At 73.3% G+C, this 24,707-nt stretch carries 23 protein-coding genes and 3 tRNA genes; 10 read left to right on the forward strand and 16 right to left on the reverse strand.

Annotation, left to right across the window (positions count from 1 at the left end):
- Positions 1 to 16: 16 nt before the first annotated feature.
- Entirely contained in the window at positions 17 to 313 is a 297-nt protein-coding gene (locus tag J5Y04_RS19610; RefSeq protein ID WP_209413475.1) for a hypothetical protein, read from the reverse strand.
- A 240-nt stretch (positions 314 to 553) separates the two neighbouring features.
- Between J5Y04_RS19610 and J5Y04_RS19615 the strand changes: the two genes are divergently transcribed.
- Both J5Y04_RS19615 and J5Y04_RS19620 read left to right on the forward strand, forming a co-directional pair.
- Positions 554 to 626 (forward strand) — tRNA-Asn (locus J5Y04_RS19615).
- A gap of 60 nt (positions 627 to 686) precedes the next feature.
- Positions 687 to 759 (forward strand) — tRNA-Asn (locus J5Y04_RS19620).
- Positions 760 to 867: 108 nt separating this feature from the next.
- On the opposite strand, the gene J5Y04_RS19625 is transcribed toward J5Y04_RS19620, so the two are convergent.
- Together J5Y04_RS19625 and J5Y04_RS19630 are read right to left on the reverse strand one after the other, a co-directional pair.
- Positions 868 to 1,617, reverse strand: coding sequence for a serine protease (locus J5Y04_RS19625; RefSeq protein WP_209413380.1), 750 nt, complete (start codon positions 1,615 to 1,617; stop codon positions 868 to 870).
- Positions 1,618 to 1,773: 156 nt separating this feature from the next.
- A complete protein-coding gene (locus J5Y04_RS19630) occupies positions 1,774 to 2,637 on the reverse strand; it encodes a serine protease (protein ID WP_209413381.1) in 864 nt (287 codons plus the stop codon).
- 191 nt (positions 2,638 to 2,828) lie between these two features.
- On the opposite strand from J5Y04_RS19630, the gene J5Y04_RS19635 reads away from it, so the two are divergent.
- A tRNA-Ile gene (locus tag J5Y04_RS19635) sits at positions 2,829 to 2,902 on the forward strand.
- A gap of 195 nt (positions 2,903 to 3,097) precedes the next feature.
- Entirely contained in the window at positions 3,098 to 4,021 is a 924-nt protein-coding gene (locus J5Y04_RS19640) for a 1-aminocyclopropane-1-carboxylate deaminase/D-cysteine desulfhydrase (RefSeq protein WP_209413382.1), read from the forward strand.
- Here the strand turns inward: J5Y04_RS19640 and J5Y04_RS19645 are convergent.
- Positions 4,018 to 5,523: an LCP family protein gene (locus J5Y04_RS19645; protein ID WP_209413383.1), complete on the reverse strand. Its 1,506-nt coding sequence runs from the start codon at positions 5,521 to 5,523 to the stop codon at positions 4,018 to 4,020. The two genes, J5Y04_RS19640 and J5Y04_RS19645, sit on opposite strands and share 4 nt — an antisense overlap.
- 158 nt (positions 5,524 to 5,681) lie before the next feature.
- Positions 5,682 to 6,146, reverse strand: a complete 465-nt coding sequence (locus J5Y04_RS19650) for a MarR family winged helix-turn-helix transcriptional regulator (RefSeq protein WP_148645263.1) — start codon at positions 6,144 to 6,146, stop codon at positions 5,682 to 5,684.
- A gap of 94 nt (positions 6,147 to 6,240) precedes the next feature.
- Here J5Y04_RS19650 and J5Y04_RS19655 point away from each other — a divergent pair, with 94 nt between their 5' ends.
- Together J5Y04_RS19655 and J5Y04_RS19660 are read left to right on the forward strand one after the other, a co-directional pair.
- Positions 6,241 to 7,263: an NADP-dependent oxidoreductase gene (locus J5Y04_RS19655; RefSeq protein WP_209413384.1), complete on the forward strand. Its 1,023-nt coding sequence runs from the start codon at positions 6,241 to 6,243 to the stop codon at positions 7,261 to 7,263.
- 362 nt (positions 7,264 to 7,625) lie between these two features.
- Positions 7,626 to 8,120, forward strand: coding sequence for a DUF3145 domain-containing protein (locus J5Y04_RS19660; protein ID WP_148645265.1), 495 nt, complete (start codon positions 7,626 to 7,628; stop codon positions 8,118 to 8,120).
- A gap of 73 nt (positions 8,121 to 8,193) precedes the next feature.
- On the opposite strand, the gene fabF is transcribed toward J5Y04_RS19660, so the two are convergent.
- From fabF to J5Y04_RS19685, 5 genes are all read right to left on the reverse strand, one after another.
- Positions 8,194 to 9,459 carry a beta-ketoacyl-ACP synthase II gene (gene fabF, locus J5Y04_RS19665; protein WP_209413385.1) on the reverse strand — a complete coding sequence of 422 codons (1,266 nt, stop codon included), beginning with the start codon at positions 9,457 to 9,459 and terminating at the stop codon, positions 8,194 to 8,196.
- Between the two features lie 140 nt (positions 9,460 to 9,599).
- Entirely contained in the window at positions 9,600 to 9,842 is a 243-nt protein-coding gene (locus tag J5Y04_RS19670; RefSeq protein ID WP_148645266.1) for an acyl carrier protein, read from the reverse strand.
- A gap of 81 nt (positions 9,843 to 9,923) precedes the next feature.
- Entirely contained in the window at positions 9,924 to 10,955 is a 1,032-nt protein-coding gene (locus tag J5Y04_RS19675; RefSeq protein ID WP_209413386.1) for a beta-ketoacyl-ACP synthase III, read from the reverse strand.
- A complete protein-coding gene (locus J5Y04_RS19680; protein WP_209413387.1) occupies positions 10,952 to 11,896 on the reverse strand; it encodes an ACP S-malonyltransferase in 945 nt (314 codons plus the stop codon). Before J5Y04_RS19680 ends, J5Y04_RS19675 begins: the two co-directional genes overlap by 4 nt.
- Positions 11,897 to 11,986: 90 nt before the next feature.
- Positions 11,987 to 13,183 carry a CdaR family transcriptional regulator gene (locus J5Y04_RS19685; protein ID WP_148645928.1) on the reverse strand — a complete coding sequence of 399 codons (1,197 nt, stop codon included), beginning with the start codon at positions 13,181 to 13,183 and terminating at the stop codon, positions 11,987 to 11,989.
- A 206-nt stretch (positions 13,184 to 13,389) separates the two neighbouring features.
- Here J5Y04_RS19685 and J5Y04_RS19690 point away from each other — a divergent pair, with 206 nt between their 5' ends.
- The gene (locus J5Y04_RS19690; RefSeq protein ID WP_209413388.1) at positions 13,390 to 14,166 is read left to right on the forward strand and encodes a pirin family protein; all 777 of its coding nucleotides are present in this window, start codon (positions 13,390 to 13,392) and stop codon (positions 14,164 to 14,166) included.
- Between the two features lie 23 nt (positions 14,167 to 14,189).
- Here the strand turns inward: J5Y04_RS19690 and J5Y04_RS19695 are convergent, their stop codons facing one another.
- Positions 14,190 to 15,023, reverse strand: coding sequence for a serine hydrolase (locus J5Y04_RS19695; RefSeq protein ID WP_209413389.1), 834 nt, complete (start codon positions 15,021 to 15,023; stop codon positions 14,190 to 14,192).
- 127 nt (positions 15,024 to 15,150) lie between these two features.
- Here J5Y04_RS19695 and J5Y04_RS19700 point away from each other — a divergent pair, with 127 nt between their 5' ends.
- Positions 15,151 to 15,639 carry a MerR family transcriptional regulator gene (locus J5Y04_RS19700; RefSeq protein WP_374106056.1) on the forward strand — a complete coding sequence of 163 codons (489 nt, stop codon included), beginning with the start codon at positions 15,151 to 15,153 and terminating at the stop codon, positions 15,637 to 15,639.
- Entirely contained in the window at positions 15,636 to 16,649 is a 1,014-nt protein-coding gene (locus J5Y04_RS19705; protein ID WP_209413390.1) for an aldo/keto reductase, read from the forward strand. The genes J5Y04_RS19700 and J5Y04_RS19705 overlap by 4 nt, the downstream gene beginning before the upstream one ends.
- A gap of 52 nt (positions 16,650 to 16,701) precedes the next feature.
- On the opposite strand, the gene J5Y04_RS19710 is transcribed toward J5Y04_RS19705, so the two are convergent.
- Positions 16,702 to 17,280, reverse strand: coding sequence for a TIGR03086 family metal-binding protein (locus tag J5Y04_RS19710; RefSeq protein ID WP_209413391.1), 579 nt, complete (start codon positions 17,278 to 17,280; stop codon positions 16,702 to 16,704).
- Between the two features lie 100 nt (positions 17,281 to 17,380).
- On the opposite strand from J5Y04_RS19710, the gene J5Y04_RS19715 reads away from it, so the two are divergent.
- Positions 17,381 to 18,358 carry a YafY family protein gene (locus tag J5Y04_RS19715; RefSeq protein WP_209413392.1) on the forward strand — a complete coding sequence of 326 codons (978 nt, stop codon included), beginning with the start codon at positions 17,381 to 17,383 and terminating at the stop codon, positions 18,356 to 18,358.
- Positions 18,359 to 18,429: 71 nt separating this feature from the next.
- Here J5Y04_RS19715 and J5Y04_RS19720 read toward each other — a convergent pair whose 3' ends face one another.
- The 4 genes from J5Y04_RS19720 to J5Y04_RS19735 all read right to left on the reverse strand — a co-directional run bounded on the left by J5Y04_RS19720 (position 18,430) and on the right by J5Y04_RS19735 (position 24,500).
- A complete protein-coding gene (locus J5Y04_RS19720; protein ID WP_277347274.1) occupies positions 18,430 to 19,614 on the reverse strand; it encodes an alpha/beta hydrolase in 1,185 nt (394 codons plus the stop codon).
- Positions 19,615 to 19,819: 205 nt separating this feature from the next.
- Entirely contained in the window at positions 19,820 to 20,167 is a 348-nt protein-coding gene (locus J5Y04_RS19725) for an MmcQ/YjbR family DNA-binding protein (protein WP_209413393.1), read from the reverse strand.
- 74 nt (positions 20,168 to 20,241) lie between these two features.
- The gene (locus J5Y04_RS19730; RefSeq protein WP_245205068.1) at positions 20,242 to 22,530 is read right to left on the reverse strand and encodes a Dyp-type peroxidase; all 2,289 of its coding nucleotides are present in this window, start codon (positions 22,528 to 22,530) and stop codon (positions 20,242 to 20,244) included.
- A gap of 32 nt (positions 22,531 to 22,562) precedes the next feature.
- Entirely contained in the window at positions 22,563 to 24,500 is a 1,938-nt protein-coding gene (locus tag J5Y04_RS19735; RefSeq protein ID WP_209413394.1) for a galactose oxidase early set domain-containing protein, read from the reverse strand.
- Positions 24,501 to 24,707: the final 207 nt, after the last annotated feature.

Consider the following 24,707-nt stretch of genomic DNA (forward strand, 5'->3'; position numbering starts at 1 on the left):
TGCCGTCACCGCCCGGTCACGGACGGAAGGTACCCCAGCTGTCGTCCTCCACCCGGGGCCGGTTGAAGTACGGCACCCGGTCGGTGACCGAGTTCGGCAGCTTGTCCCCGACCTTGCCCGCGACGGCTCCGGCCGCCTTCCCGGCGGCGGCGCCGGCCTGCTGCCTGGCCTTGTCGGCGGCGGTCTGCACCTTGGGGTTCTGGGCGACCTGCCGGGTGACCTTGGCGATCTGCTCGTACCGCTGGCGCCCCGCCCGCGAGCCCAGGACGTAGCCGGCCGCGAGTCCGACGATCAACGACAGCTTCCACATGATCGGATTCCACCCTCTCCTGGCGGCGTCTGCCGCATTGCCCTACCCGTCCTTCGGGGCGGCGAACCGTCCGTGCCCCCAGCATCCCCGGGCGCTCCGCGGGGCGCGCGCGGGGCGCGCCGGGCGGGGTCGCCGGGAGGGCCGGGGAAAGCGATTGGCGGACCACCCCCCCGAGTGCGCTAATGTATGTCCCGCAGCGAGCGCCGAGGAGCCCGGGAAACCGGGGGCCGAAGCGGAAGCCGATCCCCCATAGCTCAATTGGCAGAGCAGCCGACTGTTAATCGGCAGGTTATTGGTTCGAGTCCAATTGGGGGAGCTCAGGTCGCGGTCCCTCCGGGGGCGGTCGGCCTGTCCGTGGTGGCGTGTGCCACCGCGATCCCGCATAGCTCAATTGGCAGAGCAGCCGGCTGTTAACCGGCAGGTTTTTGGTTCGAGTCCAAATGCGGGAGCTTCACCGGGTCCGCCCGGTGTCTGCTCAGAGCGAAGGCCCCCCGGTCGACCGGGGGGCCTTCGTGTTGTGCCGCTCGTCCGGGGCGTCCCGCCCGTGCGGCCGGGCCTCAGGCCGTGGCCTGGCGGTACAGCTCGGCGACCCGGCCGTCGAAGGTGATGCTGTACGAGGTGCCGGGGGTCTCGCCGCCCTCCTGGTAGCCGCCGATCACGCCGACCACCGCGCCGGTCGGGGTGATCCACGGGCTGCCGCTGGTGCCGTCGGTGTAGCCGCCGCAGTCGAAGCGTTCCTGGGTGGGACTCTGCGACCTGGTCCGGGCCGAGCAGGTGATCGGCTCGCCGCTCGCGTTGGGGTAGCCGGTCACCGAGACCGGGAGACCGAAGCCCTGGCCGGTGCCGAGCGGGTTGCCGCCGACCGCGTCCTCGACCTCCCGGCCGTCCGCCGGACGGAGGGTGACGAACGCCACGTCGTACTCGGGGTCGTCGCCGGCCGACCAGCGTGGGTCGACGGTGACCGACTGCACCGGCCAACTCCCGTAGGGGGAGTATCCGTTGCGGTAGCCGGGGGTGAACACCAGGCCGTCCAGCAGGCCGATCCGGCGGCTCTGCACGCAGTGTGCGGCGGTCACCAGCAGATTGCGTCGCGGGCTGTGCACCACGCTCGCCGTGCAGGCCCGGGGGCCGTCGGCGGTGTGGATCGAGAGGGTGCCGACCCGGTCGCCCGCCGGGCTCTGCTGCGCGACCGCGGCGGTCGGGGGCAGGTTGTCCCCTCCGCCGCACGCGGTGCCGGCGGCGAGCAGCAGGGCCGCCAGTGCGACCGCCTGGGCCGCGCGCGGGAGCCGTACCGGGCGGGAGGCCATCGCGGCTCCGTCTCGTCCTCGGGGCGGCCCCTGCGGGTCGTGCGGACCGCCGTACGTGAGGAAGATCTACCAGTCCCCGCCCGGCGGCGCCAACCCCGGCGCCCGGCGCCTTCCCTTTGGGGCGTCCGGGTGGTGCGGGGACGGTCCGGGGCCCGGTCAGCCGGTGGCGCGGTCGTACAGCGCCTGGACCCAGTCCCCGAAGTAGCTGCTGTACGAGGTGTCGGGGGTGTCGCCGCCCTCCTGGTAGCCGCCGATCACGCCGACCACGGTGCCGGTACGGGTGTCCGGGTCGAAGTCGGTCACCCAGGGGCTGCCGCTGGTGCCGCCGGTGTAGTCCGGGCAGTCGATCCTCAGCTGGGTCGGGCTCTGCTCGGTGGTGGTGTTGCTGCAGGTGATCGGGACCTCGCTGGTGCCGGGGTAGCCGGTGACCTTGACCGGGAGCCGGTAGCCGCGGTCGATCCCCAGCCGGTTGGCGCCGAGCACCTGCTGCACCTGTTGCCCGTTCTGCGGCTGCACCACCGCGAAGGCGACGTCGACGTCCGGGTCGCCGTCGTCCTTCCAGGCCTGGTCGACGGTGACCGCCAGCAGTGGCCAGACCCCGCTCGGGGTGTCGCCGTCCCGGTAGCCGGGGACGAAGACCAGGTCGCTGCGCTGGCCGAGCTGCGGGTCCCAGACGCAGTGTGCGGCGGTGACGATCAGGTTGAGTCCGGCGCTGTCGACCACGCTGGCGGTGCAGAAGTGGTCGCCGTCCGCGTTGCGGGTGAAGACGGCGCCGACCAGGCCGTTGAGCACGGTGGGCTTGGCGGTGCGGGTGACGCCGGTCTGCCGGCCGAGGGCGCCGCGCAGCCGTTCCCGGCTCCAGCCGTGGCCGCCGGTGGAGGCGGGGCCCGAGCCGGAGGCCGAGGCCGGGTGCGAACCCACCGTCGGGGTGGCACCGCCGGGGCCCGCCGCGGTGGTGCAGCCCGCCGCCGCGAGGACCGCCAGTGTGGCTCCGGCCGCCGCCAGCTCACGTACCGTCATCCGCCCAGGCTCCAGGGGGCCGCCGGGGTCCCGCCAGCGGAGCTGCTCCGCGCGGGGAGGCGTGCATCCGCGCGCACCCATGTGCGCCCCCGGCGCGCACCACGGGTGATCGACCGGCTATGCTGCCCGGGACGGCCTCGCGGGGCCGTCTGCTGCTGCCGCGGCCGGGCGACCGGTGCGAGCGGCGAACCGGGGCGGTAGCTCAGCCGGTTAGAGCAGGGGACTCATAATCCCTTGGTCGTGGGTTCGAGTCCCACCCGCCCCACCCTTCGCCCGGACGACCGGGCTTGACCAGGTGTGGTCATCTGCACGCACTCTAGTGACCGGTGGCCCCGGCGGCCGTACCGACAGGCCGGGAATCACCCGAATAGGGCCGCTCCCGGGGCTCGTTGACGCCGCCCGCCGCCCGGGCCCGCCCCCGTCGCCGTGGTGCCCCGCCCCGCCTCCGTATCCTGGCCCGATGCTCGAACCCGCACTGCTGCCGACCCCGCTGGTGGACTGCACCGACGAGGTGCTGGCGCGGGCCGGGGTGCGGCTGCGGCTCAAGCGCGACGACCTGCTGCACCCGGCGGTGCCGGGCAACAAGTGGCGCAAGCTCGGGCCCAACCTGGAGGCGGCCGTCCGGCAGGGGCGGACCAGGCTGCTGACCTTCGGCGGGGCCTACTCCACCCATCTGCGCGCGGTCGCCGTGGCGGCCGGCGCGCTCGGGCTGGAGAGCGTCGGGCTGGTCCGCGGCGAGGAGCTGGCCGACGCACCGCGCAACTGGTCGCTGCGGGCGGCCGAGGCGGCGGGGATGGAACTGGTCTTCCTGTCCCGCTCCGAGTACCGGGAGACGGCCGGGCGCTGCGAGCTGGACGAGGACGTGGCGGCGGGCCTGCAGCGGCGCTGGGGCCCCTGCACGGTGCTGCCGGAGGGCGGCTCCAACGCCTTGGCGGCGACCGGCGCGGCGGCCGTCCCGGCGGAGCTGCCGGACCTCGGTGAGCGGGACGTGGTCTGCTGCCCGGTCGGCACCGGCGGCACCCTGGCCGGGATCGCGGCCGGCCTGCCGCCGGGCGCGCGGGCACTGGGGGTGGCGGTGCTGCGCGGCGGCGCCGGCTACCTGGAGGGCGAGGTCGCCCGGCTGCACCGGGCCGCCTACGGGCGGGAGTTCGACAACTGGCGGATCGACCACGACCACCACGGCGGCGGCTACGGCCGGATCCCGCCCGGGCTGGAGGCCTTCGCCGAGGGCTTCGAGCGGCGCCACGGGATCGCCCTGGAGCGCCGCTACGTCGCCAAGCTGCTGGCCGCCCTGTACGACCTGGCCGGGGCCGGGGCGTTTCCGGCGGGCACCCGGCTGACCGCGGTGGTTACCGGTCTGCCGGACCCGCCGGACGCCGGCTAGCCGAAGGTCAGGTTGGCGCAGGGGTCGGTGTCGGCCCCGCGGCTGTTCTCGGTGATGCCGCTGGGTACGCCGGTCGGGGTGGGCGTGCCGGTGGTGGTGGGGCCGGCCGCCGGCCCGCCCGGGATGTCGACGGAGTCGAGCCCGGTGCCGGCCGTCGGGCGGTAGTCGCGGCCCAGGGTGACGGTGATTCCCCCGGAGCCCGCCTCCTCGACCGGCCGTGCCCCCGGGAAGAGCGGCGCGAGCCGGTCGGCGACGGCCTTCAGCGCCGGGTCGTACGCGATCTCGGTCTGCAGCCGGCCGCCGTTGGTGGGGCCCAGGGTGACGTTCTGGAAGCCCTTGGCGCGGACGGCCTCGGCGCCCTTGCCGGCCAGCCCGGGGGTGCCGACGCCGTTGACGACGGTGATCGGCGCGGCCGCCTCGCCGGGCGAGAGCGCGGTGGGCGAGGCCTCGGAGGCGGTCGTGGCGGACGGGGAGGCGGGCGCCGCGCCGGTGGACTGCCCGTCCAGCGTGCGGTCCTCGCGCAGCAGCTTCCAGAGGGTGTCGACGTCCGGGTGGACCAGGGCGACCCGGTCGCCGGAGAAGCGCCAGGGGGTGGTGACGAAGGTGATGTCGGACAGCTTGATCTGCTGGAGCGACTGGGCGAAGTCGACCAGCTTCATCGCGGTGCCCAGGCCCTCGTCCACGGTGAGCGAGCGGGTGGCCGCGTCGGCCAGCGGGAGCAGGGTCGGCAGCGAGAAACCCTGGCCCTGGACCTTCCTGATCATCGAGGAGAGGAACGCCTGCTGGCGCTTCATCCGGCCGATGTCGGAGTTGTCGCCGAAGCCGTAGCGGGCCCGCAGGTAGTCCACCGCGGGCTGCCCGGAGAGCTTCTGCATCCCCTTCTTGAGGTGGATGTTGTGCGAGTTCACGTCGTTGGGGACGCAGGCGTCCACGCCGTTGACGGCCTCGGTCATCGCGGCGACGCCCTTGAAGTCGACCACGATGGTGTGGTCGATCCGCAGGCCGGTCAGCGTCTCGACGGTGTTCTGCGTGCAGGCCGGGTTCCCCTTGGGGAACGCGCCCACGGTGAAGGCCGAGTTGAACATCTGGTTGGTCCTGGGGGACGTCCAGCCGCCGCCGGGCAGCCGGCAGGCCGGGATGGTCACCAGCGTGTCGCGGGGTATGGAGACGCCGACGGCGTGCTTGTGGTCGGCGTATATGTGCAGCAGGATCGCGGTGTCGGAGTGGCCGACGCCCTCATCGCCGCCGCCGAGGTCCGCGTTGCCGTCGTCCCGGGTGTCCGAGCCGAGGACCAGGACGTTGACCGGGACCAGGGCTCCGGGGGTGACCGGGACGGGGGCCGGCGGCCGTTCGGTGGCGACGCCGCCCGCGTCGAAGGTGGTGATGTTGCTGTCCAGCCGGTGGTAGAACCAGGCGCCGGCGCCGGCCACCGACAGCACGAGAACGGCGGCGAGGCCCACGGCGGTACGTATGATGCGCCGCCGGCGCGAGCTGCTGCTCATCCCCCCGGGACCTCCGTCTTCTGGTGTCGTTCCCTGCACGCACCGGCTCATGGGCAGGCCGGTGCGAGTCTCGAACGTTAGACGTTCCGGGGGAGTGTTCGGTTACAGCCGGAGGCCTGCCAATTGCGCCGGATCGGCCGCCGGGACCGTGATGCTGCTCACGCTCCGGGGCCGGAGGCGCCGGAGAGCATCCGGCGGAGCAGGTCGCGCAGCACCGTCCGCTCGTCGGGGCCGAGGGCGGCCAGCGGCTCGCGGGCGAAGTTCAGCGACTCGCGCAGCTCCTCGGAGGCGGCCGCGCCGGAGTCGGTGGCGGCGACCAGCTTGACCCGGCGGTCCTGCCGGTCGGCCTCCCGGGTGACGAAGCCGCGGGACTCCAGGCGGTCGACGATGCCGGTGATGTTGGACGGCTCGCAGCTGAGCGTCTGGGCGATGTGGCGCATCGGCATCGGTCCGCGCCGCAGCAGGGCGAGGACCTTGGCCTGGGCGCCGGTGAGCGAGCGGGCGGCGGCGGCCTCCTCGTACTCGCGGTGGAAGAGCGCGACCAGGTTGGCCATCAGGTCGACGACCTCACGGGTGATCTCGTCGGGCTGCGGCGCGCCGGATCGGGTCGGCTGGGTGTCCATGACCCACAGTCTACCTGAACAGTTGACAACATGAACCTTTCATGTCCATCGTTACTTCATTAAGTCAACCTTTCAGGCAGCAAGGAGCACCCCGATGGCCGAGCAGGAAGCGCCCGCCACCGCCCGCGAATGGCACCTCGCCGCGCGCCCCCAGGGCTGGCCCGTCCCGACCGACTTCGCGCTGGTCGAGGCGCCGGTCCGAACCCCGGGCCCGGGCGAGATCCTGGTCCGCAACGCCTACCTCTCGGTCGACCCGTACATGCGCGGCCGGATGAACGACGTGAAGTCCTACGTCCCGCCGTTCGAGCTCGGTCGGCCGATGGACGGCGGCGCGGTCGGCTACGTGGTCGCCTCCGCCGCCGAGGGCTTCGCCCCGGGCGACGCCGTGCTGCACGGGCTCGGCTGGCGCGAGTACGCCACCGTCGAGGCGAAGCGCGCGGTGAAGGTCGACCCGTCCGTGCCGCTCTCCGCCTACCTCGGCGTGCTCGGCATGACCGGCCTCACGGCGTACGCCGGCCTGCTGGCGGTCGGCGGCCTCAAGGAGGGCGACCGGGTCTTCGTCTCCGGCGCGGCCGGGGCCGTCGGCTCGATGGTCGGCCAGATCGCCCGGCTGAAGGGCGCCTCTCTGGTGGTCGGCTCGGCCGGATCGGCGGAGAAGGTCGCCAGGCTGACCGGCGAGTACGGCTTCGACGCCGCGTTCAACTACAAGGACGCCCCGGTCGCCGAGCAGCTCGCCAAGGCCGCACCCGAGGGCATCGACCTCTACTTCGACAACGTCGGCGGCGAGCACCTGGAGGCCGCGATCGGCGCGCTCGGCGTGCACGGCCGCGCGGTGCTCTGCGGCGCGATCGCCCAGTACAACGAGACCACCGCGCCGGCGGCCCCGCGCAACCTGGCGCTGGCGATCGGCAAGCGGCTGCGCCTGGAGGGCATGCTGGTGGGCGACCACGCCGCCCTGCAGCCGCAGTTCGTCGCCGAGGTCGGCGGCTGGCTGGCGGAGGGCAGGCTGCGCAACGAGGAGACCGTGGTGGACGGCTTCGAGAACACCGCCGACGCCTTCCTGGACCTCCTGCGCGGCGGCAACACCGGCAAGATGGTGGTCCGTCTCGACGGCTGACGCCAGGTCAACTCCCTGTCGCCAGGCCGCCCCGCCGCACCCCGTGCGCGCGGGGCGGTTTGCGTACCGGGCGCAGGGGAACCGGCCGCACTACCGGATTCCGGCCGGATCCGAAAGTGCGTCATCCACGGTGCGGGGCGGCGCGGTACGGTGGTCCCGCCTGGCGATGGGGCCGTTCGGGGGAGAGATCCGACCGAGGGGTGGACCTCGTTCAGGATTCGACTAGCATTGAGCGAAAGCCTGTCCGTTTTGCTCAATTTAGTGGCTTAATGTCGGCTAACGTGGGTAACTGTGGATCAACTACAGGCACGAACGCGAGGCAGCTGGGGAAGGCGACCCTCGTCCACAGCCTGGAGGTCCCGGTGACGACACGTGGAGTCCTGTACGTCCACTCCGCGCCCCGCGCGCTGTGCCCGCACGTCGAGTGGGCCGTCGCAGGGGTGCTGGGTGCACGGGTGAGTCTGGACTGGATCCGCCAGCCGGCCGCGCCCGGACACTGGCGGGCCGAGCTGTCCTGGCAGGGTGAGCCCGGTACGGCCTCGAAGCTCGCCTCCGCCCTGCGCGGCTGGCAGCTGATGCGGTACGAGGTCACCAGCGAGCCCTGCGCCACCGCGGAGGGCGAGCGGTACAGCAGCACGCCCGCGCTCGGCATCTTCCACGCCGTCACGGGCATCCACGGCGACATCCTGATCCCCGAGGACCGGTTGCGCGCCGTCCTGCTGCGCGCCCGCAGCGAGGGGGCCGACCTGGAGGCCGAGATCTCCCGGTTGCTCGGCAAACCCTGGGACGACGAGCTGGAGCCGTTCCGCTACGCGGGCGAGGGCGCCCCGGTGCGCTGGCTGCACCAGGTGGTCTGAGACGACGCGAAGGGGCCGGCGCCCGTGGCGGGCGCCGGCCCCTTCGCGTGTGCGATCAGGCGGTCCTGGCGGTTCAGACGGTGCGGAAGGCCAGCACCACGTTGTGGCCGCCGAAGCCGAACGAGTTGTTCAGCGCCGCGATCCGGCCCTCGGGCAGCGGACGGGCCACGTCCCGGACGATGTCCGCGTCCACGTCGTCGTCCAGCTCCTCGACGTTGATGGTCGGCGGGGCGGTCCGCTTGTACAGGGCCAGCACGGTGGCGACGGTCTCGATGCCGCCGGCGCCGCCCAGCAGGTGGCCGGTCATCGACTTGGTGGCCGAGACGGCGATGTGGTCCAGGTGCTCGCCGAGCTCCTTGCGCAGCGCCTTCAGCTCGGCCGTGTCACCCTGCGGGGTCGACGTGGCGTGCGCGTTGACGTGCACGATCTCGGCCTTGTCCAGCTCGTTGCGCTCGAACAGGTCGGCCAGCGCACGGGCCACACCGGCGCCGGTCGGCTCGGGCTGGGCGATGTGGTGGGCGTCCGAGGACAGGCCCTGGCCCACGGCCTCGCAGTAGATCCGGGCGCCGCGCGCCTCGGCGTGCTCGACCGACTCCAGCACGACCACGCCCGCGCCCTCGCCGAGCACGAAGCCGTCGCGGCCCTTGTCGTACGGGCGGGAGGCGCGCTGCGGCTCGTCGTTGTTCTTGGACATCGCCATCATGTTGGCGAACGCGGCGATCGGCAGCGGGTGGATCGCGGCCTCGGTGCCGCCGGCCACCACGACGTCGGCGCGGCCGGTACGGATCATCTCGATCGCGTAGCCGATCGCCTCGGCGCCGGAGGCACAGGCGGAGACGGGGGTGTGCACACCCGCGCGGGCGCCGACCTCCAGGCCGACGTTGGCCGCCGGGGAGTTGGGCATCAGCATCGGGACGGTGTGCGGGGAGACCTTGCGGACGCCCTTCTCCTTCAGCACGTCGTACTGGTCGAGGAGGGTGGTCACGCCGCCGATGCCGGAGGCGATCACGGCGCCCAGGCGCTCGGGGGCGAGCTTGGACGACTCGTCGGTGGCCGGGGTCTCGTAGCCGGCGTCGGCCCAGGCCTCGCGGGCCGCGATCAGCGCGAACTGCGCCGAGCGGTCCAGTCGGCGGGCCAGCGGGCGGGGGAGGATCTCGCCCGGGTCGACCGCGGTGCGCGCGGCGATCCGGACGGGCAGCTCGGCGGCCCACTCCTCGGTGAGGGCGGCCACGCCGGAGTGCCCGGCGACCAGGTTCTCCCAGGTCGTGGCGGCGTCGCCGCCCAGCGGCGTGAAGGCGCCGATACCCGTGACTACCACGGTACGGTTTTCAGCGGTCACTGGATCTTCTTCTCTCACGTTGCGGGGGTTCGGCGGCGGGCCGGGGGTGGGACCCGGCCGGGCGCCCGCAGGGGCGTCCGGCCGGAAGGTCGGCCGGCTCGGGGAGCCGGCCGACGTCAGGCGTCGATCGGGTCGAACGCTCAGGCGTTGGCGAGGATGTAGTCCACCGCGTCGCCGACGGTCTTCAGGTTCTTGACCTCGTCGTCCGGGATCTTCACGTCGAAGCGCTCCTCGGCGGCCACGACGACCTCGACCATGGAGAGCGAGTCGACGTCCAGGTCGTCGGTGAAGGACTTGTCGAACTCGACGTCCTCGGCCGGGATACCGGCGATCTCGTTGACGATCTCGGCGAGACCTTCCAGAACCTCGTCCTTGGTAGCCATACTGGCTGCTCCTCTTCAGTGGTGAATGCGGCCGCCCGGCGGACGGACGCAGGCTTTCTTGGGGGGTGGGGCGAAACGCGCCTAGGGGAGCGTAACGACTGCCGCGGCGTAGACCAGACCCGCCCCGAACCCGATGATCAGCGCGAGGTCGCCGCTGCGTGCCTCACCGCTCTCCAACATGCGCTCCATCGCCAGCGGGATGGAGGCGGCGGAGGTGTTGCCGGTCTCGGTGATGTCGCGGGCGACCGGAACCGACTCGGGCAGCTTGAGGGCCTTGATCATGGCATCGGTGATGCGCATGTTGGCCTGGTGCGGGATGAACGCGCCCAGCTGGTCGGCGGTGACCCCGGCGGCGTCCAGCGCCTGCTGGGCCACCTTGGCCATCTCCCACACCGCCCAGCGGAAGACCGTCTGGCCCTCCATCCGCAGGGCCGGCCACTTGACCTCTTCGCCGGCGCCGTTGACGGCGTCCTCCTTGGCGAAGGCGGTGTCCCAGGCCTGGGTCTGCGAGATGACGTCCTTGTGCGAGCCGTCCGAGCCCCAGACGACCTTGCCGATGCCGGGCGTGTCGGACGGGCCGATGATCGCGGCGCCGGCGCCGTCGCCGAAGATGAACGCGGTCGAGCGGTCCGACTGGTCGGTCAGGTCGCTGAGCCGCTCGACGCCGATCACCAGCACGTAGTCGGCGCTGCCGCCGCGGACCATGCCGTCGGCCAGGCCCAGACCGTAGCCGAAGCCGGCGCAGGCGGCCGAGATGTCGAAGGCGGGCGCGGTGCCGCAGCCCAGCCGCTCGGCGATCTCGGTGGCGATCGCGGGGGTCTGCTTGAGGTGCGAGACGGTCGCGACGATCACGGCGCCGATCCGGTCGGGGTCGATCCCGGCCTGCGCGATCGCCTTGCCGGCGGCCTGCACCGACATCTCGGCGACGGTCTCCTCCGGGCCGGCCCAGCGGCGCTCGGCGATCCCGCTACGGGTGCGGATCCACTCGTCCGAGGAGTCGATCCAGGTCAGCACCTCGGAGTTGGGGATCACCCGCACCGGGCGGTAGCCGCCGACCCCGAGGATGCGTGAGTACTGAGCGCCGGTGACCGGCCTGATCCGGGCTCTGCTCATGCCTGCTGCTCCTGACCGCCGTGCTCCGCGACGAGCTCACGGGCCTTGTCCAGGTCGGCGGGCGTCTTGAGGGCAAGCGTCGCCACGCCCTTGAGGTTGCGCTTGACCAGCCCGGTGAGGGTGCCCGCCGGGGCGAGCTCGATGACGGCGGTCGCGCCCAGCTCGCGCAGGGTCTCCATGCAGAGGTCCCAGCGGACCGGGTTGGAGACCTGCGACACCAGCCGGTCCAGCACCTCGGTACCGGACGCCACGACCTGGCCGTCCTGGTTCGAGACGTAGGCGACCTTCGGGTCGGAGACCGGCAGGGTCGGGGCCAGCTTGGCCAGCCGCTCGACGCCGGGCGCCATGTGCGAGGTGTGGAACGCGCCGGCGACCTTGAGCGCGATCAGCCGGGAGCCGGCCGGCGGGTCGGCCTGCAGGGCCTCCAGCTGCGCCAGCGTGCCGGCCGCGACGATCTGGCCGCCGCCGTTGTTGTTGGCGGCGGTCAGGCCGTGCTCGGCGAGCTTGGCGGAGACGGCCTCCGGCTCGCCGCCGAGGACGGCGATCATGCCGGTCTCGGTGGCCGCGGCGGCCTCGGCCATCGCCAGGCTGCGCTCGCGGACGAACGTCAGCGCGTCGTGGGCGGAGAGGACACCGGCGCCGGCGGCGGCGGTGATCTCGCCGACGCTGTGGCCGGCCACGGCGCCGACCAGCGCACGGGCGCGGTCCTCGTCGGGGAACAGCTCTCGGGCGGTCACCAGACCGGCGGCGACCAGCAGCGGCTGGGCGACGGCGGTGTCCTTGATCTCCTCGGCGGACGCCTGGGTACCGGCGTGCACCAGGTCGAGCCCGGCGACCTCCGACCAGCCGCGAAGCCGGTCGGCGACACCGTCGAGCTCCAGCCAGGGGCTGAGGAAACCGGGGGTCTGGGCACCCTGTCCAGGGGCGACGATTACGAGCACGGTTCAACCCTCTCTCGCCGGACGCCCGCGGGCGGGTAGGCGACGGTAACGAAGAAAAGCATCCGGGATTGTAAGTTCCCTACATCGGGTTCAACTGGGCTCCCCGGCCGCCGTGAGTCGTCCCAGCGCCAGTGCGATGCGCAGTGTGAACGCCGAACGTACGTCGGAGGGAGCGTAGCCCGTGACGTCCGTCACACGTCGGAGCCGGTAGCGCACCGTGTTGGGGTGAACGAAGAGCATCCGGGCCGCTCCCTCCAACGAGGAGGCCTGTTCGAGGTAGACACTCAGGGTTTCCAGCAGCGCCGAGCCGGCTTCGTCCAGCGGTGTGTAGATCTCCTCCACCAGCTGACGACGGGCCGCCTGGTCACCGGCGAGCGCCCGCTCCGGCAGCAGGTCGTCGGCGAGCACCGGGCGGGGCGCGTCCGGCCACGCCGCGCAGGCCCGCAGGCCGGCCGCGGCGGCGTGCGCCGAGCGGGTCGCCGACAGCAGGTCGGGCACGGTCGGGCCGACCACCACCGGGCCGGGGGCGAACTGGCCGATCAGCGCCCGGGCCGCGTGCACCGGCTCCTTGTCGCCACCGACCACCACCACCAGGCGCTTGCCCAGCACCCCGGTCAGCACGTGCAGCTTGGCGTGCCGGGCGGCCCGGCGGATCGCCTCGACCACCAGTTCGCTGTCGCCGTCCGGGGCGCTGCCCATCACCACCCGGACCTGGCTCGGCTGGCCCCAGCCGAGCGCGGCGGCCCGGGAGAGCACGCCCTCGTCGGCGTCGCCGGAGAGCAGCGAGTTGACGACCAGCGCCTCCAGCCGGGCGTCCCAGGCGCCGCGCGCCTCGGCCGCCTGGGCGTACACCTGGGCGGTGGCGAAGGCGATCTCGCGGGCGTAGACCAGCACGGACTCGCGCATGTCCGCCTCGTCGCCGGGGGCGGCGACCTCCTCGATGGCCTCCTCCATCACCTCGATCGTGGTGCGGATCAGCTCGACGGTCTGGCGCAGGGTGATCGCCCTGGTCAGCTCGCGCGGCGCGGTGCCGAAGACGTCGGTGGAGATCGCCTGCGGGGCGTCCGGATGGCGGTACCACTCGGTGAAGGCGGCGATGCCGGCCTGGGCGACCAGACCGATCCAGGAGCGGTGCTCCGGCGGCATCCGCCGGTACCAGCCGAGCTGGTCGTCCATCCGCGCGATCGCGGCGGTGGCCAGTTTCCCGGAGGACTTCTCCAGCCGCTTGAGCGTCGCGGCCCGGCGCTCGGCCCGCTCGGCGGCGAGTCTGCGCTCCTGCGCGGTCAGGCGCGGCGCCGCGCGGCCCGGCCGGTCGCGGCCGGCCCCCGGGGCCGGACCCTTTCCGTTCTGGCCGGGCCCGGTGGTGGGATCGCTCTTGGAGTTCGCTGAAGCGGCTGGCACAAGGACAAGACTGCCTCACCGGAGTGACTGCTCGTGCACAGCCCCCGGCGGAGCGGCACGGTGGCGGCCGTCACACCCACTACGGTGGACCCGTGACCGACGCCCCCGCCCGCCCCCGCGCCGACCTGCGCCGCACCGCCGAGCGCTACCTCTCCACCCCGGCCGAGGGCGTCGAGACCAGGCACGCGTTCTCCTTCTCCGGCCACTACGACCCGACGAACACGCACTTCGGAGCGCTGCTCGCGTGCAACGAGGAGCTGCTCGCCCCCGGCGCCGGGTTCGACGAACACCGGCACCGGGACACCGAGATCCTCACCTGGGTGCTGGAGGGCGCGCTGGCCCACCGGGACTCCCATGGCCACGGCGGCGTCGTGCGCCCGGGCATGCTGCAGCACCTGAGCGCGGGCTCCGGCGTCACCCACACCGAGCGCAACGTCGGCGGCGCGCAGGGGCCGGTGCGCTTCGTGCAGATGTGGCTCCAGCCGGACGTGTTCGACGCGGACCCGGCGTACGGGCTGCGCCGGGTGGAACCGGCGGACGGCGGGTTGACGCTGCTCGCCTCCGGGCTGGACCGGGACGCCGGCGCCGGCGCCCTGCGGCTGCGCCGCAGCGACGCCGCGCTCTGGCTGGTCACCGCCGGCCCCTGGCGGCCGCTGCCCGAACTCCCGGCCGCCGCCTGGCGCTACGCGCACCTGACGGCCGGTTCGCTCGGCTACCGCACGGTGCCCGGGCCGCAGGGCGGCGGGCGCTCGATGGCGCCCGGCGACAGCGTCCGGATCACCGGCGGGGCCTTCGCCGATCCGACCGCCGGCGAGACCGGCGCCGAGCTGCTCCTCTGGGAGATGCACTCGCCGGTCTCGTACGGCTGACGTACGCGCGGGGGTGTCGCGGGTCAGCCGCGCTGTTCGGCCAGCACCGCGTCGCTGAGCACCGGCCAGACCTCGGCGGCCCACGGCCCGAAGTCCTGGTCGGTGAGCGCGATGCAGGCCACGCCGGCCTCCGGGTCCACCCAGAGGAAGGTGCCGGACTGGCCGAAGTGCCCGAAGGTGGTGGGGGAGTTGGTGGTCCCCGTCCAGTGCGGCGCCTTGCCGTCGCGGATCTCGAAGCCGAGGCCCCAGTCGTTCGGCCGGCGGTGACCGAAGCCCGGGAGCACGCCGCCGGTGCCCGGGAAGGCGACCTCGCGGGTGGCCGCGCGCACGGTGGACGGGTCGAGCAGCTTGGGCGACTGGAGCTCGGCCGCGAACAGTGCGAGGTCGGCCACCGTGGAGAGGCCGCCCGCACCGGCGGGGGACCTGTGCGCGGTGTTGATCAGCGTCGAGCCCATCCCGAGCGGCTCGAACACGGCCTCGGCGGCGTACCGGCCGAACTCGATGCCCGAGGCCTCCTGGAGGGTCCGCGCCAGCACGTCGAAGCCGGCGTTGGAGTAGAGCCGGCGGTTGCCCGGCTCCGCCATCACCCGGTGCTCGTCGAAGCCCAGGCCCGAGGTGTGCGCCAGCAGGTGGCGGACGGTGGACCCGGCAGGCCCGGCCGGGTCGTCCAGCTCGAAGACGCCCTCCTCGACCGCGACCAGCACGGCGTACGAGGTGAGCAGCTTGGTCACCGACGCCAGCGGGAACAGGTGGTCCTGCGGGCCGTGCCCGCCCAGCACCGCGCCGTCCGAACCCCGCACCACCGCCGCCGCGGCGTGGGGCACGGGCCAGGTCTCGATCATCCGCAAGCTCTCCATGCGCCCGACTCTAACGGGACGGCGCAAGCGGTCACCGGGGGAGCACCCGGATGGCAGGCTTGCTTCGAGTGCACTCCAACTCACTAGCGTCGTCGTCACCACCGCTCACCACTGGGGGTTTCCGGTCATGGCACTTCTCTCGCCGATCCAGGTCGACATGCGCACCTGTTCCGACGTGTTCAACACGCCGCTCGGAGAGCCGGACCGCACTCCCCGGCACAGCATCAGCGAGGTCGCGGCGGCCAGCGGACTGAGCGCCCACACGCTGCGCTGGTACGAGCGGATCGGCCTGCTCGACCCGGTCGACCGCTCCGCCTCCGGCCAGCGCCGCTACTGCGACGCCGACCTGCACCGGCTGGCCTTCCTGGGCCGGCTGCGGCTGACCAGCATGACCGTGGCCGACATGCTCCGCTACGTGGAGCTGGCCCGTCAGGGTGAGCGGACCTCCGAGGACCGGCGCGACCTGCTGGTCGCGCACCGCGAGGTGGTCCGGCAGCAGATCGCCGACCTGCACGCGACCCTCGCCGTCCTCGACTACAAGATCGATCTCTACGCCGGCAAGATCGCCGACCGCGGCGAGCCGGCGGACCGACCGCAGAGGAAGAAGAGCGCATGAGCCTCCCCACTCTCCCCACCGCCCCGCTCGGCAGCGACGGTCCGGCCGTCGGCGTCCAGGGCCTCGGCTGCATGGGCATGAGCGAGTTCTACGGTCCGACCGACACCGCCGAGGCGCTCGCCACCCTGGACGCCGCCCTGGACGCCGGTGTCACCCTCTTCGACACCGCCGACATCTACGGGGCCGGCCGCAACGAGGAGCTGATCGGCCCCTTCGTCCGCGCCAACCGCGACCGCGTGGTCGTCGCCACCAAGTTCGCCGTCGAGCGCAGGGCGGACGACCCGTCGTACCGCGGCATCCGCAACGACCCGGCGTACGTCCACGCCGCCGTGGACGCCTCGCTGCGCCGCCTCGGCGTGGACGTGATCGACCTCTACTACATGCACCGCCGGGACCCGGCCGTGCCGCTCGCCGAGTCGGTGGGTGCCATGGCCGAACTGGTGAAGGCCGGCAAGGTGCGCCACCTCGGGCTCTCCGAGGTGACCGGGGCCGAGCTGCGCGAGGCGCACGCCGTGCACCCGATCGCCGCCCTGCAGTCCGAGTGGTCGGTCTTCGCGCGGGACGTCGAGCGCTCGGCGGTGCCGGCCGCGGCCGAGCTGGGCGTCGCCTTCGTGCCGTACTCGCCGCTCGGGCGCGGCTTCCTGACCGGCTCGTTCGGCGCGGCCGAGGAGCTGGCCGCGGACGATGTGCGGCGCACCCAGCCCCGGTTCACGGGTGCCAACGCCGCGGCCAACGCCACGCTGCTCGACCCGCTCCGCTCCATCGCCGAGGCCCGCGGGGTCACCCTGGCCCAGGTGGCGCTCGCCTGGGTCCACCAGCGCGCCGAGGTGCACGGGCTGACGGTGATCCCGATCCCCGGCACCCGCAAGCGCACCCGGCTCGCCGAGAACACCGCCGCCGCGACCCTGCGGCTCGGCGCCGACGAGCTGGCCGCGCTGGAGCCGGTCGCCGGCCGGGTGACCGGCGACCGCTACCCGGACATGTCCTTCACCTCGGTCGGCCGGGAGTGACGGACGCCCACCGGGAGCACGGGAAGCGGGCTCCCGGCGGGCGTGGGCGGTCTCAGACCTCGCGGCCCAGCCAGGCCGCCAGCCGGGTGGTCGCGTCGGCGTCCGCCGGGGCGGGCCGGACCGGGCCGAACGGGACCGGGCCGCCGCGGTTCTCGGCCGGCAGCATGGCCGTGGCGGCGGCCAGGGCGCCCTCGGCCAGCTGCTCGTCCAGGGCGTGGCCGCTGCCCAGGGTCCGCGCGATGTCCCAGGAGTGGGTGACCGCCTCCATCACGTAGCCGCCGACGGCGGCCCGGCCGGGCACCTCGCCCCAGGGGGCGAAGGCGGGGCGGTCCAGCTTGGCGTCGTCGGCCCAGGCGGCGGTCACCCGGGCGCGGGCCCGGTCGAACGCGGCCGGCCAGGCGTCGTCGGCCAGATCACCGGTGGCCGCGGGGACGTCCTCGGCCCGGCCCCCCTCGCCGATGTAGGCGAGCCGGTGCATGCCGCCGACCACGTGGCCGAGCAGCTGCCGCAGGTCGTACTCGGTACACGGGGTGGGCCGCCCCAGCGTCTCCGGCGTCACCTCGCCGATCAGCTTCTCCAGCTGGCCGAGCGCGAGCAGGTACGGCTGGCGGGGGTCCTGGGTGGTGTCCATGCGGGGTCAGCTCCATTGGTGCGGAAGGTGTTTGTCCGTCGGAGGCAATCTCCCGGTAAAACCTGACAACCGCCGTCAGGGTTTCTGGGATCCTTCCGGCATGAAGGCCGACCGCCTGCTCTCGATACTGCTGCTGCTCCAGACCCGCGGCCGGGTGTCCGCCACCGAACTGGCCGACCGCCTGGAGGTGTCGGTCCGCACCATCTACCGCGATGTGGAGGCGCTCTCCGCGTCCGGCGTCCCGGTCTACACCGAACGCGGCCGGCACGGCGGGATAGCGCTGCTGCCCGGCTACCGGACCGACGTCAGCGGGCTGACCTCGGACGAGGCGCGCGCCCTGTTCGTGCTCTCCGCCCAGTGCGTGCACAGCGACCTCGGGCTGGACGGCGCGCTCGGCTCGGCGCTGCGCAAGGTGATGGCCGCGCTGCCCGCCCCGCACCGCCCGGCGGCCGAGCGGATCAGCGAGCGCGTCCTGGTCGACCCGGCCCGCTGGCTCCAGCCCGGCTCCGCCGCCGCCGGGACGGACCTCGGCGAGCTCCAGCACGCCGTCTTCGCCGACCGCCGGCTGCGGCTGCGCTACCGGCACAGCGGCACGCCGGACCCGGTCGAGTACACCGTCGACCCGTACGGCCTGGTCTTCAAGGCGTCGGTCTGGTACCTGGTGGCCGATCTGCACGGCGAGCCCCGGCTGTTCCGGGCCGAGCGGGTGCTCGCCGCCGAGACCGCCGAGGAGCCGGTGCGCCGCCGTCCGGGGGTGGGGCTCGCCGAGGCCTGGACGGTGCTTCGCGAGCAGGTGGAGCGGCTGCCGAAGGAGCTGGCGGTGAAGGTCCGGGTGCGGCGCGGGCGGTTGGACATGTTCGTCCGGATCCACGGCTCCCGGCTCGCCGCACCCCCGCCGGCCGACGCGGGCGGCGGGGCCCCCGAGGAGTGGGTCGAGCTGGCGATGGGGTTCCAGTCACTGCCGTCCGTCCGCGCGCTGCTCTCCTTCGGCGGGGACGCCGAGGTGCTCTCGCCGCAGGCGGCCCGCCGGGAGCTGGCCCGCGCGGCCGCCGAGGCGGCCCGGCTCTACCGGGACTAGCCCGGCTCCGGCGGGCCGGGCCCGGGCGCCCGTCGTCAGGCGTCCGTCGTCGGGCGCCCGTCCGTCAGGTGTCAGGCGTCCGGGGCCGGGCGGACGACGTCCTGGTAGTGGCCGAGCGAGATGGCCGCGAAGTTGTGCAGGCTGTCGGTGCCCTCGGCGAAGTAGCCGTTGTGGCCGGAGGAGCGCGCCGAGGAGATCTGCTCGGCGCCGAAGTCGGCCGAGGTCGGGTCGGCGCCGTGGCCGAGCCCGCCGACCTCCAGGTAGGGCACGTTGCCGATCCAGTCGCTGCCGTTGCGGGTGGCCCAGACGTGGACGCCGGTGCCGAGCTCGGTGGTGCTCTGCACGCCCATTCCGGGGCTGCCGAACACCATGAGGTCGGTGACGCCGGAGGTGTCCGACGGGGACGCCGCCGCCCGCGGGATCTCGGGGGCGGCGTTGCCGCAGACCACCGAACCGTAGGAGTGGCAGAGCAGGGACGGCGGCGTGTCCGGGCGGGTGGTCTCCTTCAGCCCGGCGAGCAGCCGCTCCAGCCGGGGCGCGCCGACGTCGGCGAGCCGGGAGGTGACGGCGTCCGGGCCGAGGCCGGAGGGCGTGACGTAGCCGGTCCAGGCGATCACCGCGGTGCGGGTGGCGGGCGACTGCCGCCGCTGCTCCGCGTACAGGGCGCGGGCCATCCCGGCGGGGGAGCGCAGCGGTTCGACGGCCTGGTCGAAGTGGCCGAGGTCGGCGTCCGAGCCGGGGACGACGACGGAGATCCGGTCGGCGTCGGCGAGGTCGCCCCAGACCTCGGTGACCAGGCCGCGGCCGCGCGGGTCGAAGGCGAGGACCTGCCGCCCGGGGGCGAGCAGGTGGTCGACGTCGTTGGCCCGGGAGACGGCGAGCGCCCGCAGGTCGGAGTCGAGGTTCCGGTCGGCGGCGCGGGCCCGGGCGCGGTCGCGTTCGGCGGTGAGCGCGATCCGGTTGGCGCGGTAGCGCAGGTCGACCGGGGCGCCGTCGAAGTTGCCGACCACCAGCGGGTAGTCCCGGATCAGCCGGTCCAGCTCGGTGGGTGCCAGCGAGTCGAAGAACTCGGCGGCGGCGGCCGGCGTGGTGGTGGCCGGGCTGGGCAGGGTGCGGCCGAAGGAGTGGTCCTGGACCCAGGCGGTGCTGCCGGCCGGGGGTGTGGAAATCGCGAGCTGCTCGGTGGAGGCGGCGGCCTGGGCCGCGGCGGCGCCGGCATCGGCGAGGACGGCGCACCCCGCGAAGGCGCCGATCATTACACGCTTCCACCGCCGACGGCGCATCGCGTCAACTCCTAGGGGCCCGTGACCGTTCCGCGGGCGGGGCCCGGAGGTGGTACGCCTGCCAACTTCGACTGCCAACTTCCTGGGCAAGCCTAGGGCGCCGGGCGGAAAGCCGGGCCGCCGTAAACTGTGGGATGGATCACATGAACCGGAGGTATCCGGCCGGCGTCACGGGGCGTCACCCCGCGGTGCCGGCGTCGAACTCCCTGACCATCCGCTTCGGCGCGGCCAGCCGCCAGGCCTCGGTCAGCAGGTCCCGCAGCTCCTCCGGGTCGACCAGGTCGAGCCGGACGCCGACCCAGCCGTGCCGCCCGACGTACTTGGGGTAGGAGAACACCTCGGGCTCGGCCGCCAGCAGCTCGGCCTGGTCCTCCCGGGAGGCCTTGACGCTGATGGTCCCGCCGTCCGGCGAGCCCATCGCGAAGATCTTCGTACGGACCCGCAGGGTCTCGATCTCCCAGGTGGGCTGCTGTTCGGCCTCGGGCAGGGCGAGCGCCATCGCGCGGAACTCGTCGAAGGTCACCATGGCGGCAGCGTAGGGCAAGGGTCCGACAGGGCGCGGCGGTACGCGCGCACCGGGGCGCCCTGTCGGACGGGCCGTCAGAGCAGTGAGTCCCACCCGCTGCACGAGCGGTCGTCGTTGACCACGCGGTCCTGGTGGCCGCTGCCGTCGGCCACCGAGATCTTGCGGTAGTCCTCGCCGTGGAACACCCAGTACTCGCTCTTTCCGCCGACCCGCTGGCGGTCGGGCACCGGGAGGAAGCAGTCGACCCTGCTGATGCCGTTCAGCGAGCTCCACTGGGAGAGCTCGCGGTCCGTGCGCTCGCACGCGTCGGCGTGGGCCGCGCCGTCGGCCACCGAGATCAGCCGGTAGCGCTGGCGGCCGCCGCTGGTGTGGAACACCCAGTACCAGCTCTTGCCGCCGACCCGCTGCTGGTCGGGCACCGGGAGGAAGCAGTCCACCCGCTCGACGCCGTTCAGCGAGTTCCAGGCGGTGAGGTCGCGGTCCGGCCGCTCCAGCGTGCCCCTGTGGTTGCCGCCGCAGGTGATCGAGATGGACCGGTACTGCTGCTTGCCGCCGGTCGAGTGGAACACCCAGGACCAGCTCTTGCCGCCCGGGTTCTGCAGGTCGGGCATGGGCAGCACGCAGTCGATCCGGCCGACGCCCTGGAAGCAGGGCAGGGCGCTCAGCCTGCTGTCGCCCTTGACCGTGCGGTCGGTGTGCGAGGAGCCGTCGGCGACCGAGATCTTCCGGTACTGGTCGCCGTGGCAGGCCCAGAACTGGGTCTGCCCGCCCGTGCGCCACTGGTCCGGGACGGTGAGGAACTCGTCGGCCGGGTACGCCTTGCCGGTCTGCGGCTTGGTCTGGCCGCCCTGCTGACCCTGCGACCGGCCGGTGAGCCGGCCGTCGGCGAGCGCCTTGAGGGTGCTGATGGACGGCGCGAACGCGTACACCGAGCCCTGGGTCTGGACGAACTGCTGGAAGCTGAGCGGGGTGTGCTTGATCGCGCCGTCCGGGCCGCGGCTCTCGAAGTCGACGTTGTCGGCCTCGGTGATGACCGGGTCCTTGCCGGGCTGCGGGTTGCGGCCGGGCGGGAAGTCCGGCTGGTCGATCCAGTCGGCCTGGATGAACTCGAACTGCGCCTGGATGTTGGCCTGGTAGCAGACGAAGAGCAGGCCGCGCGGGTCGTCGGGCCCGCCCGGGCCCTCCGAGGCCGGGTCGAACGGCTGCCCGTACGGTGCGCCGCGGCGCATGATCCGCCGGCCGTCGAGGTCCTTGGCGTCGAGCGGCGGCACGCTCGGGTTGGGCGCCTGCAGCCCGGCGCGCGGGCTGGACTTGCGCAGGTGCGACCAGAGTGGGGTGACCAGGCCCTCCAGGTCGTCCCGGAAGTCGAAGTCGTTGTCGGACGAGGCCTTCGGGTCGTTCGGGACGTCCCGGTCCTGGTGCTTGCAGACCGGGGCGCCGGAGCGCCAGCGGCCGACCAGCCGGGCGGCCAGCCACTCGTCGGTGGCGGTGTCCGGGACGGCCTTGGCCCGCTTGAGCTCCTTCAGCTTGACGGAGACCTGGGCCCACCAGCCGGGGACGTCCTGGGCCAGGCGGCGCACGACCTGGAAGGAGCCGTTGCGCGCCCAGTCGGGGTAGTCGGTGAAGCTGCCGGGGGCCGGCTCCTCGCCGACGACGAACTCGCCGGCCGGGATGATCCGGGTGCCGGGGTGGCCGTCCACCTCCTCCGGGTTGTCCGGGTTCGGCCGGTCGAAGAAGCGGACACCGGGCTCGCTGATGCCGTCCTTGAAGCCGAAGTGCTCCTTGCCGCGGCGGCTGCCGAGCAGGGTCTTCGCGTTCTGCTGGAAGATGGTGACGATCTTGGCCGCGGCGGCCGCCTCGCGCTGGGCGGTGACGGCGGCCACGAGGTCCTGCTCGGTGTCCGAGGCGATCGTCAGCACGGCGTGCACCGGCTGGTTCCTGCCGTTGCCGAACAGCCAGTTCTCCGGGGAGTTGTCCCCGGTGTCGCCGAGCGCGCCGGCCCGCTTGGCCGAGCCCTCCTTGAACGCCTCCAGGCCGCTGCCGGTCGGCGGGGCCTTCTCGAACGGGTCGGTGGCGGAGAGCACGCGCATGCCCTCGTAGGTGAGGCTGACGCCGAACCAGGTGGCCTTCAGCCCCTTGGGATCGTCGCCGCCCGAGGACTTGCGGGCCTCGCTGAACGCCTCGTTGAACGCGGCGACCTGGCGGGTGGTGGCGATCTGGGGGGCCAGCTGCCGCATCCAGTCGCGGGCCTGGTTCGGGTCCTCGAACTTCAGGAAGAGCAGGCTGACGTTGTCCTTCTTGAAGCCGGCGATGATGTCGCCCTGGATCTCGTCGCTCTCGCGCAGTCTCAGGTCTGTTGCCATGGGTTTTCTCCGGGTGGGGAAGGGCTGGGGGATCAGGCCGAGGAGCTGAGCTGCACCCACTGCGCGACGCTGGGCACGCCCTGGTCGTTGAGCAGGAAGAGCATGTACCAGCCGGGCGGCGCGGCCTTGGCGTCCGGCGGGGCCTGCAACTCCAGGCGGTTGCCGGCCCGGCTGCTGATCCGCAGTTCGACGTGGCGCTGGCTGGTGTTGACCGAGTGGGTGGAGGTGGTCGGTGCCAGCAGGACGGCCTTGGCGGCCCGCTCCGGGGTCGAGGTGGTGACCAGGAACTTCTTGTCGAAGCCGACCGGGGTGGTCGGGGCCCGGTCGAGCGAGGGGCGGTTGCCCTGGTGCAGGTAGGCCGGTTCGTAGATCTCGATGGTGCCGTTCATGTTGATCGGGCCGGTCGTGCCGGGCACGCCGCTCACCGTGCCGTCGATGTCCGGGTTGTTGGCGAGCTGCTGGAGCTCGTCGCCGGTCACCATGACGCGCCCGTCCGGCAGGACCACGGCGTTGGAGTGGTAGCCGCGCGGCAGCCGCTGGACCGGGCCGAGCTTCCAGTTGCCCTGGGCGTCGCGCAGCTCGATCTGGCGGTACTTGAGGTCGGCGTTCGGGTTGTAGGGGCCGTTGCCGTAGTCGCGGATGTCGTACGCGCCGTTGACGGTCATCAGCTTGCCGTCGGGAAGCAGGATGGTGTCGTCCTGGGTGCGGCCGAAGGCACGGGACTTCTCGGCGGTCCAGCTGCCGTTGGAGAAGCGCAGGGTGCTCGGGTTGTCCCGGTCGCCGCCGAGGACCAGCGCGGAGTCCGGGCCGTAGACGCCGCCGGGCAGCATGACGGCCGAGCCGTAGTTGCGCTTGCGGCCGTCCGGGCGGGCGGCCAGGTCGCTGCGGGACTCGGCGACCGGGTCGAACTTCCACTGCTCGTTGGCCTGGCGGCCGAAGCCGTAGATGTTGCCGTCGTTCAGCGAGAACAGGTGCGGGTAGTCCAGGGAGAACGGGGCGTCCGCCTTGAATCGGTCCACCGGGGTGTTCTTCGGGATCTCGCTCTTGAGCGTGGGCACCGGGTAGCCCTTGGCGGGGAACCGCTCCACCACCGGGGTCGGGGTGCCCCAGCCGAGCTCGGACTGGCCGGACATGATCAGCTGCCGGCCGTCGGCGCCGGTCACCACGGACGGGTACCAGCGGCCGACCGACATGTCGGGGTTGCGCGTCCAGGTCTCGGTCCACGGGTCGAAGACCAGCGACAGCTTGGCACCGGTGCCGCCGTTGCCGCCGAGGTTGCCGCCGAAGACGCCGAGCATGCCGTTGGGCAGGAACGAGTGGCCGGAGCAGAAGAACGGCGCGGGGCGGGGCTCGTTCAGGCCGTCGGGCATGTCGACGACCGGTGGGGTGACCTTCTTGAACGCGTCGGGGCCGCTGCCCTTGGCGGGGTCCCAGAGGAAGGCCCGGCCGGCGTTCTCCTTGCCGGTGGTCTGGGTCGGGGCGGGCTCCTTCTCCGGGTTGGTCTCGATGCGTTCGAAGGAGAACAGCAGCACCTTGCCGGTCGGCAGCAGCGCGATGTGGTCGCCGAAGTCGGGCGAGGGGAAGTACTCGTTGAACGCGCCGAAGACGGTCGGGTCGAAGCCGGCGTTGGTGGTGGTCTGGGAGTCCGTCAGCGCCTTCAGCCGGTTGGTCCGGGTCGTCTGCGGGTAGTCGCCGATGCCGCGGATGGCGGCGCGCATGCGGGCGTGCTCCTCGGCGTGCTCCTGGCCGAGCGCGGCGACCTCGTCGTCCCGGATCTCGGCCTGCACCCGGGGGGAGGTGACGTGCGGGGCGGTGTCGTCGGCGCCGTGGCCGGGCACGAGGGCGACGGCGGGCGCGGCGGCGGCCAGGACGGTGCCGGTGGTCAGCGCGCAGACGACGGCGGTGGCGACGGCGGACAGCCGGCGGCCGGCCCGCGACCGGTGCCGTGGCCGCGGTGGGGACAGGGACATGGGACTCCTAGCGAGGGGATGTCGTGGGAGGGCCGGCGGGTGCGGCGCGGCCGGGCCGTGGGAGGACGCGGGCGCGCGGGCGGTCGCCGACCGTCACAGGACATCACAGCGCGTGGTGGTTCGCATGCGGGTGGACCGCTTTGGTGGGTGCGTGTCGCATGCGAACGGGGCGTGCGCCCGAACGGCTCACGCCCCGTCAGCCCCCGT

Origin of the sequence: Kitasatospora sp. RG8, assembly GCF_017813315.1 — a bacterium.
Classification (GTDB): Bacteria; Actinomycetota; Actinomycetes; order Streptomycetales; family Streptomycetaceae; genus Kitasatospora.